General features: G+C 60.6%; 11 protein-coding genes. 4 read left to right on the forward strand and 7 right to left on the reverse strand.

Annotated features, from left to right (window positions below):
* Complete coding sequence (locus tag BLW66_RS16360) at positions 1-972, reverse strand: ABC transporter permease (protein ID WP_089948486.1); 972 nt, start codon at positions 970-972, stop codon at positions 1-3.
* Positions 973-1,036: 64 nt separating this feature from the next.
* On the reverse strand, positions 1,037-2,665 hold the full coding sequence (locus BLW66_RS16365; protein ID WP_089948489.1) for an ABC transporter substrate-binding protein: 1,629 nt from the start codon (positions 2,663-2,665) through the stop codon (positions 1,037-1,039).
* A gap of 164 nt (positions 2,666-2,829) precedes the next feature.
* Here BLW66_RS16365 and BLW66_RS16370 point away from each other — a divergent pair, with 164 nt between their 5' ends.
* The gene (locus tag BLW66_RS16370) at positions 2,830-3,684 is read left to right on the forward strand and encodes a MurR/RpiR family transcriptional regulator (protein ID WP_089948492.1); all 855 of its coding nucleotides are present in this window, start codon (positions 2,830-2,832) and stop codon (positions 3,682-3,684) included.
* Positions 3,681-4,454 carry an N-formylglutamate amidohydrolase gene (locus BLW66_RS16375; protein ID WP_089948494.1) on the forward strand — a complete coding sequence of 258 codons (774 nt, stop codon included), beginning with the start codon at positions 3,681-3,683 and terminating at the stop codon, positions 4,452-4,454. The genes BLW66_RS16370 and BLW66_RS16375 overlap by 4 nt, the downstream gene beginning before the upstream one ends.
* Here the strand turns inward: BLW66_RS16375 and BLW66_RS16380 are convergent.
* Positions 4,451-4,921, reverse strand: coding sequence for an Lrp/AsnC family transcriptional regulator (locus BLW66_RS16380; protein WP_089948496.1), 471 nt, complete (start codon positions 4,919-4,921; stop codon positions 4,451-4,453). The genes BLW66_RS16375 and BLW66_RS16380 overlap by 4 nt on opposite strands.
* A 103-nt stretch (positions 4,922-5,024) precedes the next feature.
* Between BLW66_RS16380 and BLW66_RS16385 the strand changes: the two genes are divergently transcribed.
* Together BLW66_RS16385 and BLW66_RS16390 are read left to right on the forward strand one after the other, a co-directional pair.
* Positions 5,025-6,488: an aminotransferase class V-fold PLP-dependent enzyme gene (locus tag BLW66_RS16385; RefSeq protein WP_089948499.1), complete on the forward strand. Its 1,464-nt coding sequence runs from the start codon at positions 5,025-5,027 to the stop codon at positions 6,486-6,488.
* Between the two features lies 1 nt (position 6,489).
* Positions 6,490-7,305, forward strand: a complete 816-nt coding sequence (locus BLW66_RS16390; RefSeq protein WP_089948502.1) for a class II glutamine amidotransferase — start codon at positions 6,490-6,492, stop codon at positions 7,303-7,305.
* Here the strand turns inward: BLW66_RS16390 and BLW66_RS16395 are convergent.
* From BLW66_RS16395 to BLW66_RS16410, 4 genes are all read right to left on the reverse strand, one after another.
* The gene (locus BLW66_RS16395; RefSeq protein ID WP_089948505.1) at positions 7,302-8,273 is read right to left on the reverse strand and encodes a class 1 fructose-bisphosphatase; all 972 of its coding nucleotides are present in this window, start codon (positions 8,271-8,273) and stop codon (positions 7,302-7,304) included. The two genes, BLW66_RS16390 and BLW66_RS16395, sit on opposite strands and share 4 nt — an antisense overlap.
* 9 nt (positions 8,274-8,282) lie before the next feature.
* Complete coding sequence (gene glpK, locus BLW66_RS16400; protein WP_089948507.1) at positions 8,283-9,770, reverse strand: glycerol kinase GlpK; 1,488 nt, start codon at positions 9,768-9,770, stop codon at positions 8,283-8,285.
* Positions 9,771-9,896: 126 nt separating this feature from the next.
* A complete protein-coding gene (locus tag BLW66_RS16405) occupies positions 9,897-11,618 on the reverse strand; it encodes an ABC transporter substrate-binding protein (protein WP_089948510.1) in 1,722 nt (573 codons plus the stop codon).
* Between the two features lie 73 nt (positions 11,619-11,691).
* Positions 11,692-11,964, reverse strand: a complete 273-nt coding sequence (locus BLW66_RS16410) for a DUF2160 domain-containing protein (RefSeq protein ID WP_089948512.1) — start codon at positions 11,962-11,964, stop codon at positions 11,692-11,694.
* Positions 11,965-11,982: the final 18 nt, after the last annotated feature.

The following is an 11,982-nucleotide window of genomic DNA, read 5'->3' on the forward strand; positions in this document are numbered from 1 at the left end:
TCACCGTGACCGGACCCGCAGGCGCGGATCGACAAGAAGATAAAGTAAGTCAACGATCAGATTGATCGAAACGAAGATCAGCGCGACCAGCAGCAGATAGGTGGACATCACCGGAATATCGACGGTGGAGATCGCCTGAATGAACAGCAACCCAATGCCCGGCCACTGGAAAACGCTTTCCGTCACGATGCCGAAAGCGATGATAGAGCCAAGCTGCAACCCCGCGATGGTCAGCACCGGAACCAGCGTGTTTTTCAGCGCGTGGCCATAGTTGATGCGCCCCTTCGCGATGCCACGGGCACGGGCGAACTTGATGTAATCGGTGCGCATGACGTCTAGAATTTCAGCGCGCACCAGCCGCATGATGAAGGTCATCTGAAACAGCCCCAACGTGCAGGCGGGCAAGATGATGGAGTGCCAGCCCGACCCCGTCAGAAGCCCTGTGGTCCACCAGCCCAGATCGACGGTTTCACCGCGCCCGAAGGTCGGGAACAGGTTTAGCTCCACCCCGAAGATCAGGATCAACATGATGCCGATGAAGAATGTCGGCAGCGATATGCCCGCCAACGACAGGATCAAGAACGCCCGCGACAGCCAGCTTTCGGGGTAGAGCCCCGAATAGACGCCCATGGGGATGCCGACGATTAACGCGATACCGAAGGCGACCAAGCTGAGCTCTATCGAGGCGGGGAGACGCTCCGCCAGTAGCGTCGCCACGGGTTGCCCCATCTGGTAGGACAGGCCGAAGTCGCCTTGCACCGCGCGCAGCACGAATTGGCCGAATTGGACCGGCAAAGAATTGTTGAGCCCCATTGCCTCGCGCAGGGCGGCGCGGTCTTCTGCGGTCGTGTCCAAGCTGACCATCTGCGCCACCGGATCACCGGCGAAGCGGAACATCACGAAGGCCAGAAGCGCCACGACGATCAGCACCACGGCGGCTTGGAACAGACGCTCTATTAGAAAACGGATCATGTCATTCTCCGGCGGGGGCAAGGCATAAGCGGCCCCAAGGTGCGGGGCCGCTTCGGGCTAGGGTCTACTCAGCCACTGTCACGTAGCGCCAGTCGAAAATGTTGTCGGCACGAACTTCCACGCCCACGCCTTCGCGCACGCCCCATGCGCCCCATGATTGGTGCAGCGGGATGTAGGCCACATCATCGGTGGTGATGGTCCATGCCTCGTTGATGAGGGCGTTGCGCTTGTCCTCGTCGGTTTCGATCAGGATTTCATTGGCAAGGCGGTCGATTTCCGGATTGCAGTAGCCCGCGAAGTTCGACTTACCGGCAACTATTTTCGCCAGATCATCTGGCGCCCAAACTGCGCTGTTCTCATCGGCGCGGGGGCACATGTGCAGGGAATACAGCGCAATATGGCTATCAAGGCTGGCCGGTGTGGTCCCCAGCATTGCAAGGCCGAAGTCCATGTTGGGCGACAGGATCGCCTCTAGGTACTGGGCCTTCGCCTGCACGTTCGCCTTGGCGTCGATCCCGACTTTGGCCAGCATGTTGGACACCGCGAGGCAGATCGCCTCGTCGTTGACGTACATGTTGTTGGAACATTGGAAGGTAAAGGTGAAGCCGTCGGGGTAGCCTGCCTCCGCCAGTAATTCCTTGGAGCGGTCTGGGTCATACTCGTAGCGTTTGAAGCTGTCGGAATAGCCGTTCACCCCAGGGGCGACCATCAGGGCTGCGGGCGTTGCGCGACCGCGCAGGATGCGGGCGTGAATGGTTTCCAAATCAATCGCGCGGTACATGGCCTCACGGACGCGGCGGTCTTTGAGGGGGTTTTTGCCCTCAAGGCCGGACCCTGGCAGGGTGTCGCGCCATTGGTTCATCGTCAGATACATGGTGCGGACCTCTGGGCCTGCCTCGATCTTGCCGCTTGGGGCGGCTTCAACGCGGGCGATGTCTTGCACCGGCACGGGGAACACAACGTCAAGCTGACCGGACAACAGCGCCGCGACGCGGGTCGCCGCGTTGGGGACGGGGGTGTATTCAACCTCCGTCACATTGGTCGGCACGCTGCCTTCGCCCCACCAGCCGTCGTAACGCGACAGCGTTGTTTTTACGCCGGGCGCACGCGACACAAGCTGGAACGGGCCAGTGCCATTTTCGTGGAGGGTCGCGTAGCTTTCCTCCGACGCGGCTTTGTCGGCGTCACCGACGCCGTTCGCCTCGGCCCAATCGCGGTTCATGATGTACCAGTTGGCCCATGTGTAGTGCAAAATCGGGTTGGGTTCTGTGGTGATGAAATCAACGGTGTAATCGTCAACGGCGACGACCTTGGCGTCGCTGGGAAGGCGGTTCTTGAAGTCCGACGCCCCTGCCCGCACGCGGTCCGCGCTGTATATCACATCATCCGCGTTGAAGGGCGTGCCGTCGTGGAATGTCACGTCCTTGCGCAGATGGAAGCGCCAGTGTGTGGGCGACAGCAACTCCCAGCTTTCCGCCAGTGCGGGCTGGATTGACAGGTCCGGCGCGCGGCGCACGAGGCCCTCATAGATGTTGCCAAGGAAGCCGGAGGTGAACACCTCCTCCACCACATAGGGGTCCATGCTGCCAATGTCGCCCTGCGAGGCAAAGCGCAGCGTTTCCGCGCCGCTGGCGGCCGGTGACAGCGCAAGCGCCGAGGCTAGAAAGACCGAGGAAAGGCGTATGTTAGGCATGTAAAAACTCCCTTTGGCGAGGTTTGGACGTGTTCATCCGCATTGATGTATATCGGCACACAACTAGAATACAGTCAACTTAAAATGAATAATTCAGTAAATAGTGGCGCTTGAATAATTGTTTTGATATGAATTTGATCATTAATCATTGCTAGGAAACTTCAATGCTCAAAGATCGCCTATCCGGACCGGACCTTGACCTGACCGCCAAGGAAGAAAAGATACGCCGCACGTTGCTGACCAACTACCCTGTGGCAGGGCTGTCGACGGTGGCCGATCTGGCAACTGCGGCGGGGGTCAGCGTGCCGACGGTGCTGCGCTTTGTCACCAAACTGGGGTTCCAAGGTTACGCCTCTTTCCAGAAAGACCTGATCGACGAGCTGGGGGACACGCTGAATTCGCCGCTGTCGCTGTTCACGCCGGCGGATGCGACCGACGGCAATTCGACCTTTCAACGCACGATCCGCTCCATGCGCGCCGCGTTAGAGCGGTTGGAGGCGGACTACGACGACAGCACCTTCGAGAGCGTGGTGGATTTGATCGCGGACGAGCGGTCCGAGATACATTGCATTGGCGGGCGCTTCAGCACTGTTCTGGCCGAGCGGCTTGCCTTGCATCTGGCACAGGTGCGCCCGCGGGTGCGCCTGCTGAGCTGTGGCTCCAAACAACTGGCGGACGGGTTGGTGGATTACGACAGCCAAGTCACGTTGGTGGTGTTCGATTTCCGGCGCTATCAGGTGGAGACGGAGCAATACGCCCGCATGGCGCATGAGCGGCGGGCGCGGATTGTTTTGTTTACCGACCGCTGGCAGTCGCCGATTGCCTCCTTCGCAAGCAAGGTTCTGACGTCGCCGGTAGAGAGCGGCGGCATGTTCGACAGCTGGGTGCCCGCCATCGCCCAGACCGAAGCGCTCGTCGCCGCCGTGGCGGAGCGCCATCCCGACAGAATCCGCGAACGCCTGTCAGCGATTGAAGCGATGCGCGACAGGTTCACCCAACTGCCCGAGCCGAACACATGACCTATATGCACGCGGCCATGCCGCCCCAAATCCACATCACCGAAGCAGTTGAGATTTGTAACCCGAACGGCACCTTCCCCGCGCTGTTGGTGTGCGACCATGCCAGCCCCACCCTGCCGCCCGAGGTCGGCGACCTGCGGCTTGATCCTGCGCATTTGCGCGACCACATCGGCGTGGATATCGGCATTGCCCCCGTGGTGCGTGCCCTGTCGATGCTGTTGGATGCCCCTGCGGTACTGACGCGCCATTCAAGGCTGATGATTGATTGCAACCGCTGGATCAAAGACCCTACCTCCATCCCAGAGGAGAGCGACGGGGTGCCAATTGCGGGCAACGTCGGGCTGGATTTTGATGCCCGTGCGGAGCGGTGGCACCGCTATTTCTGGCCCTACCACCGCACGGTGCACCGGATGACCACCGAGCTGCGCGCGCGCCATAGCGCCCCGCTGTTTGTTGCGCTTCACAGCTGCAACCGGCAGTTCGGCGATGAGCACCGCGACATAGACGCGGGCACCTTTTGGAACTACGACCGCCGCCTGTCCGACGCACTGCTGACGGGGCTTGGCCGCGAGAAAGACCTGAAGCTGGCGTGCAACTCCCCCTATTCGGGGTTTCGCGGCACGTCGTTCACGTTGGACTACCACACGTGGGGCAGCGACCTGCGGGCCTGCGGCGTCGAGATCGTGAACGATCTGATCACCACCCCCGGCAGTCAGGCCAAATGGTCCGCACGGCTGGCGGATGTTTTGGCGGACATCGCGCAGGGCTAGATCGGCAAGTCCTTCTGGTCGGCGATTGCCTCCATCGTGATGTAGGAGGTGACGGCGTCCAGATCGACCTTCGCGATGATCAGCTGATAGACGCGATCGAAGTCGTTCATGTCCTTGGCCATGACCTTGAACATGTAGTCGTATTCCCCCGCGATCCGGTAGAAGTCGATCACATTAGGGATGGCGGATATTTTCTGGCGAAACAGGCGCAGCCAATCGCTGGAGTGATGCTTGGTGCGCACCATCACGAAGACCGTCAGCCCCAGCCCCACCCGCTGCGGATTGATGCGAATGGTTTGCCCGTTGATCACGCCGCTGTCGCGCAAAGCTTTCAGCCGCCGCCAACAGGCACTTTGGGACATGCCGACCTTATCGGCCAAATCACGTTGGGACAGGGATGCATCCAATTGCAACGCCCGCAGGATTTTGCGGTCCATTTGATCGACGGGGTGGTTTGTTTCTACCATTTTTGACACCCAAACTCCTGTGATATTCGCTCATTTGATGTTTCTTGATCTGAGATAACGCCCGTATGATCGAAAAGTCAAAAATATTTAGGTAAGATGATCCATGACCCCCGCCTCCGCGCCACTCGCCCGATTTGCCCGCTCCCTTGAACGCCCCGATCTGATCGACTGGCTTCGGGCCGGTCTGGTTGGCAATGGCGCCGTCGTGCCGGGGCCGTTTGGAACCAACCCGCTGCTGTACGCGGATTACGTGGCCTCTGGCCGCGCGCTGGAGGTGGTGGAGCGGTTCGTGATGACCGAGATCCTGCCGTATTATGCCAACAGCCACACCGAGGCGTCTTTTTGTGGCATGACCATGACCCGCATGCGCCGCGACGCCCGCGCCACTATCGCGCGGCTGACGCAGTCAACCGATGCCCATGCGGTGATCTTTGGCGGGTCCGGTGCGACATCTGGCATCAACCGGCTTGTGGAGTTGTTCGGCGTGCCGAAAACGCTGGCCAGCGGCGGGCGCGTGGTGGTGTTTATCGGGCCGTATGAGCACCACTCCAACATCCTGCCATGGCGCGAATCCGGCGCGGAAGTGATCGAGATAAACGAGGCAGCCGACGGCGGGCCGGATATGGTCGAGCTGGAAGCCGCACTGGACGCCACCGCTGACGCGGCGCTGCGCATCGGTACGTTCTCTGCCGCCTCCAACGTGACGGGCATTGTGACCGACACCGACGCGGTTACCCGCCTGCTGAAGGCGCATAACGCACTGAGCATTTGGGACTACGCGGGCGGCGGCCCCTACCTGAGCATCGACATGCAAGACGGAACGGCCTGCGCCAAGGATGCGGTCGTGGTCTCGCCGCACAAGTTTCTGGGCGGGCCTGCGGCGACGGGGGTTCTGATCGTGCGCAAGGATGCCGTGACCCGCGACACCCCCGTTTTTCCAGGCGGTGGGACGGTCAGCTTTGTGTCGCGCAGTGGGCAAGACTATGTGGACGACCTTGCCACCCGCGAAGAGGGCGGCACGCCCAACGTGATTGGCGACATCCGTGCGGCGCTGGCCTTTTTGGTGAAGGACGCGATCGGGCAAGCCGTCATGGACGCGCGCCATGCCGCCTTTGATGCCCGCGCCCGCGCGGTTTGGGACGCGAACCCGAACCTCGAAATCTTCGGGCTGGATAAGGGCGCACGCTTGCCGATCTTCTCGTTTCGCGTGAAGGACGATCAGGGCGGCTATCTGCACCACCAGTTGTTTACCCGAATGCTAAGCGATTGCTACGGCATTCAAGTGCGCGGCGGCTGCGCTTGCGCGGGGCCATATGCGCACCGTCTGCTGGGGATTGACGACGACGCCTCCCTTGCCCTGCGCCGCGATATCGACAACGGCGATGAGTTGGCGAAACCAGGTTGGGTCAGGCTGAACTTCAGCGTTCTGCTGGACGACGAGAAGGCCGACCGCATCATTTCCGCCGTGGATGAGTTGGCGCGGCAACCGCACCCGATGCTGGCCTATTACACCGCCGACCCGTCCACCGCGCGGTTCAGCCCCGTGCCACGTCAGCTGTCGGCTTAATATGTGTCGTTGGGCTGCGTGGATCGGCACACCGATCTTTCTGGAAAAACTGATCAGCGAACCTGAGCATTCGCTGATTGATCAAAGCCGCAACGCACTGTCGTGCAAGGTGGCCATCAATGCCGACGGCGTGGGTGTAGCGTGGTACGGGGACCGCCCCGAGCCGGGGTTATACAAGAACGTGCACCCCGCGTGGTCGGACCCGAACCTGTTGCAACTGGCGCGGCAAGTACGCGCGCCGCTGTTTCTGGCACATGTGCGCGCGTCGACGGGCAGTGCGACGAGCTACAACAACTGCCACCCGTTCACGCTGGATAAGTGGTCGTTCATGCACAACGGCATGGTGGGCGGCTTTGACCAGTTGCGCAAGCGGCTGGAGCACGGGATTGACGACGCGCTGTACCTGAAACGGCGCGGTGCGACGGACAGTGAAGTGTTGTTCCTGACCGCGATGGGTTTCGGGCTGGCGCAGGCCCCGATTGCAGCAATGGCGAAGGCGGTTCAGACCGTTGAGCGCCATTCGCGCGATGTAGGCGTGACCCCGCATATGCGGTTCACGGGCTGTTGGTCCGACGGGGAGACGCTTTACGCCGCGCGTTACGCGTCCGATGATTTCGCGCCAAGCTTGTTTTACCATCGGTCCGAGGCTGGCACCTTGGTGGTGTCCGAACCGCTGGAGAAGAACCGGAGTGACTGGATCGAGGTGCCGCCGAATTCGGTGCTGACGGTGTCGCACACATCCCTGTCCGTCACGCCGTTCATTGAGGGCGCACGCGAGGACAACAGCCCCCGCGTGGACGATCTGATAGACGCCTAGGTTTTGTGGTAGCTGACCAACCGCTCCACCTCGCTGCGCGAGCCTAGGATGACAGGCACGCGCTGGTGCGGGCCTGTGGGGTCAATGTCCATGATCGGCGTGAGCCCCGTGGAGGCAGCACCGCCTGCAAGCTCGATGATCATCGCCATGGGGTTGGCTTCATACATCAAGCGCAGTTTGCCGCCCGCGTCCCTGTTGTTGCTGTCCGCCGGATAGAGGAACACACCGCCACGGGTCAGGATGCGGTGGATTTCCGCGACCATGGACGCGGTCCAGCGCATGTTGAAGGGGCGCGCGCGCACGCCGTCCTCGCCCGCGATGCATTCGTCGATGTAGCGGCGAACGGGTTCGTCCCAGTATTTGTAGCGCGAGGCGTTGATGGCGAATTCAGACGTCTCCGCAGGCACCATCATATCGGGATGGGTCAGGCGGAAGTCACCCGTGCCATGCTGGCAGGTGAAGCCCTCAACCTTGTCGCCGACGGTCAACACAAACATGGTGGAGGGGCCGTAGAGCGCGTAGCCCGCGCAGATTTGGTTGCGGCCGTTGCGCAGCACGTTGCGGTCGCCGTCCTCTTCCACCTGCATCACCGCGAAGATGGAGCCGACAGAGAGGTTCACATCAAGGTTGGAGGAGCCGTCCAAAGGATCGAAGTATAACAGGTAGTCACCGGCTTCCGGCTCTTTGAGCCACGTGACCTCCTCCACCTCCTCAGACACAAGTGCTGCGAGGCGCGGGCTGTTGGAGCAGATCCGTTCAAATTCGTCGTTGGCCAGAATATCGAGGGTTTTCTGCGCCTCCCCCTGCACGTTGGTGGCACCTGCCGCCCCGAGGTTCCCCTCGAATGCGCCGTTGCGCACGCTGTTGGCAATCACGCGGCAAGAGCTTGCGATATCCTCGATCAGAAAGATCAGGTTCGGGTCCAATACGCTTTGCGTGAGATAGCGTCGCAGCGTTGTGTCGGTCATTTTACGTCCTCAAAAATTCATGGTGGCCTGGACCGCCTTCTTCCAAGACGCATATTTGTCCTGACGCGCGGCGTCAGCCATATTCGGTACGAACTCTGTCTCGCAAGCCCATTGTGCGGCGAATGCCGCCTGATCAGGGTAGATGCCTGCGTGCATGCCCGCAAGCCAAGCCGCGCCAAGCGCGGTGGTTTCGCGAATTTCGGGCCGATCAACCGGCGCGCCGATGATGTCCGCGAGGAATTGCATGGCCCAGTTGCTTTCCGACATGCCGCCGTCGACACGCAAGGTGGGCTGCACGCCGCTGGCTTGCCAGTCGGCAGACATAGCGTCGAGCAGATCGCGGGTTTGGTAGCCGACACTTTCAAGCGCGGCTTTTGCCAACTCCGCCGGACCAGTGCTGCGGGTCAACCCGAAGGCCGCGCCGCGACATTCCGCGTTCCAGTAAGGCGCCCCGAGGCCAACAAAGGCGGGGACGAGGACCACGTTTTGGTTGGGATCGGCCTGCAGGGCGAGCGCTTGGGTTTCGGCGGCGTCCCCGATCACTTGCAGCCCGTCGCGCAGCCATTGCACCACGGCCCCCGCCACAAATATTGACCCTTCAAGCGCAAATGTCGGCTTGCCGTCCAGCTGATAGGCGATGGTTGTGAGCAAGCGGTTCTCGGATGTCACGGGCGTGTCGCCGGTGTTGAGCAGCGCGAAGCAGCCCGTGCCATAGGTCGATTTCATCATGCCCGGTTTAAAACAAGCCTGCCCCACGGTTGCGGCTTGCTGGTCGCCCGCCACGCCGCAGATGGGGATGGGCGCGCCGAAATGTTCTGCCTGCGTTTGGCCGAAGTCGGCGGCGCAGTCCTTGACCTCTGGCAGCATTTGCATGGGGATGGTGAGCAGGTCGCAGATGGTCTTGCTCCAGCGGCCCTTGCGGATGTCATAGAGCATGGTGCGCGCAGCGTTTGTGGCGTCAGTCGCATGCACCGCGCCGCCGGTGAGTTTCCAGATCAGGTAGCTGTCGACGGTGCCGAACAGCAACTCGCCATTGGCGGCGCGGGCGCGGGCGCCGTCCACGTGGTCCAAAATCCAGCTGAGCTTGGTGCTGGAGAAATAGGGGTCAATGCGCAGGCCGGTGCGCTCCGTGATCATCTGCTCATGGCCCGCGTCGCGCAGGTCGCGGCATAGGTCAGCGGTGCGCCTGTCTTGCCAGACAATCGCGTTATAGATGGGCTCACCCGTCGCCTTGTCCCAGACGACGGTGGTTTCGCGTTGGTTGGTGATGCCGATTGCGGTGATGTCCGCCGCCGTGACGCCCGCGCGTTTCATCGCGCCGCGACAGGTGGCGAGGGTCGTGTCCCATAGGTCCTTGGGGTTGTGTTCGACCCAGCCCGACTGCGGAAAATGCTGCGCGAACTCTTGCTGGTCACTGGCTACGATTGCCATCGCGCTATCAAAAATCATGCACCGTGTTGACGTCGTGCCCTGATCAATTGCGAGGATGTAGCCCATCTGTAGCCCCAATGCGTAGGTTGCAGAAATTCCGCCATCCACGGTGCGTGGCAGCGAAATATCCGGTCATATTATGTGTGAAACATGCGGGTATCCGGGGCCGACGCGCGGCCCCGGATGGTTAGCTTACTGCCAAGATTTGATCAGCTCGTCATACGCGATGGTGACAGGCTTTTCGTTCTCGTCAGCGAGTTTCGGCTTTGGCGAACCGGGCTGGTCGAGCCAGTAGGACGGATCGCTTTCTTCGTTCATAACCGGACCAAGTTCGCCCTGAACGCCTGCGCGCTCCAGACGGATCATGACTTTTTCTTGGTCTTCGCACAGAGCATCAAGCGCTTCTTGTGGGGTTTTGGCACCCGACATTGCGTCGCCGATGTTCTGCCACCACAACTGAGCCAGCTTCGGGTAGTCAGGAACGTTCGTGCCGGTTGGGGACCACTGAACGCGCGCTGGCGAACGGTAGAATTCAACCAGACCGCCCAATTTAGGCGCACGCTCGGTGAAGCTTTCGTGCTGGATGGTGGATTCACGAATGAACGTCAGACCAACATGGCTTTTCTTCACGTCGACAGTCTTGGATGTCACGAACTGCGCGTAAAGCCACGCGGCTTGTGCGCGGTCCACAGGTGTCGATTCCATCAGCGTCCATGCACCGGCGTCTTGGTAGCCGATCTTGGTGCCTTCGGTCCAATATGCACCGTGTGGCGAAGGCGCCATACGCCATTTTGGCGTGCCGTCTTCGTTCATCACTGGCAGGTCAGGCTCTACGGACGCTGCGGTGAACGCAGTGTACCAGAACATTTGCTGTGCAACGTTGCCCTGCGCAGGAATTGGACCCGCTTCGGAGAACGTCATACCCGCTGCAGCTGGGGGAGAGTACTTCTCCAGCCACTCGATGGACTTGGTGACAGCATAGACGGCAGCCGGGCCGTTTGTGGCACCGCCACGCGCGACGCAGGAGCCAACAGGCTGCGACTTTTCGTTGACGCGGATGCCCCATTCGTCAACTGGCAGGCCGTTCGGCTCACCCTTGTCGCCGGCACCAGCCATGGACAGCCACGCATCAGTGTAGCGCCAACCCAAGGACGGGTCTTTCTTGCCGTAGTCCATGTTGCCGTAAACGTCGCCTTCAACGCCAAGGCGCGACAGGTCGCGACCGGTGAAGAACTTTGCGATGTCCTCATAGGCGGACCAGTTTACAGGCACACCCAGATCGTAACCGTATTCCGCAAGGAAGTCGGCTTTGTTCTGCTCGTCGTCGAACCAGTCAGCGCGGAACCAGTAGAGGTTTGCGAACTGTTGGTCAGGCAACTGGTACACTTTGCCGTCTGGGCCAGTGGTGAAGTCGATGCCGATGAAGTCTTCCAGATCGAGGTTCGGGTTCGTGACGCTTGCGCCGTCGCCTGTCATCCAGTCTGTCAGGTTGCGCGCTTGCTTGTAGCGCCAGTGCGTGCCGATCAGGTCGGAGTCGTTGATATAGGCGTCATAGATGTTCTCGCCGGACTGCATTTGCGTTTGCAGCTTCTCAACAACGTCGCCTTCGCCGATCAGGTCGTGCGTGACTTTGATGCCGGTGATGGCTTCAAACGCAGGGGCCAGAACGGTGGATTCATACGTGTGCGTGCCGATGGTCTCGGACACAACGTTGATCGACATGCCAGCGTAGGGTGCTGCGGCGTCGACGAAGAACTGAAGTTCAGCTTCTTGGTCCGCACGCGACAGAGATGACAGATCGCCGATCTCTGAATCGAGGAAGGCCTTGGCGGCCTCCATGTCAGCGAACGCAGGCGCGGCCAGCATGCATGCAGCAAGCCCGAGCGCAGTCGTTCCTTTAAGTCGCAAGTTCATTTTGTTCCTCCCTAAAATAGAACATTCAAGATGGCCGCATTCTTGCAAAACTGACCATCCATACTGCCATCCTCTACACCCAGCGGAAAACCGCGATGGCATAAAAGAGACATACGATCAGAGCCCCCCATTGGGGCGCGCTGAGCATTCCAAGCCAAGCCAGATTGATAAAGGCAGAGCCAAGCAGCGTGATGAACAAGCGGTCACCGCGCGTTGTTTCGATCCCCAAGATGCCGTTGCGCGGCACCTCGGGGTATTTGATTGCCAAGATCGTGAAGGTGATCAGGGTCAACGCGATCACACCGAAGAAAGCGGCGGTCGGCCAAGTCCATGCCATCCAGTCCATAGTGTTACTCCTTCTTCT

The sequence above is a fragment of the Litoreibacter albidus genome (assembly GCF_900107015.1).
In the GTDB taxonomy this organism is placed as follows: Bacteria; Pseudomonadota; Alphaproteobacteria; order Rhodobacterales; family Rhodobacteraceae; genus Litoreibacter; species Litoreibacter albidus.

Coding starts and splice junctions, on each gene's coding strand:
- BLW66_RS16360 (WP_089948486.1), bottom strand. CDS start 972: ATGATCCGTTTTCTAATAGAGCGTCTGTTCCAAGCCGCCGTGGTGCTG.
- BLW66_RS16365 (WP_089948489.1), bottom strand. CDS start 2,665: ATGCCTAACATACGCCTTTCCTCGGTCTTTCTAGCCTCGGCGCTTGCG.
- BLW66_RS16370 (WP_089948492.1), top strand. CDS start 2,830: ATGCTCAAAGATCGCCTATCCGGACCGGACCTTGACCTGACCGCCAAG.
- BLW66_RS16375 (WP_089948494.1), top strand. CDS start 3,681: ATGACCTATATGCACGCGGCCATGCCGCCCCAAATCCACATCACCGAA.
- BLW66_RS16380 (WP_089948496.1), bottom strand. CDS start 4,921: ATGGTAGAAACAAACCACCCCGTCGATCAAATGGACCGCAAAATCCTG.
- BLW66_RS16385 (WP_089948499.1), top strand. CDS start 5,025: ATGACCCCCGCCTCCGCGCCACTCGCCCGATTTGCCCGCTCCCTTGAA.
- BLW66_RS16390 (WP_089948502.1), top strand. CDS start 6,490: ATGTGTCGTTGGGCTGCGTGGATCGGCACACCGATCTTTCTGGAAAAA.
- BLW66_RS16395 (WP_089948505.1), bottom strand. CDS start 8,273: ATGACCGACACAACGCTGCGACGCTATCTCACGCAAAGCGTATTGGAC.
- glpK (WP_089948507.1), bottom strand. CDS start 9,770: ATGGGCTACATCCTCGCAATTGATCAGGGCACGACGTCAACACGGTGC.
- BLW66_RS16405 (WP_089948510.1), bottom strand. CDS start 11,618: ATGAACTTGCGACTTAAAGGAACGACTGCGCTCGGGCTTGCTGCATGC.
- BLW66_RS16410 (WP_089948512.1), bottom strand. CDS start 11,964: ATGGACTGGATGGCATGGACTTGGCCGACCGCCGCTTTCTTCGGTGTG.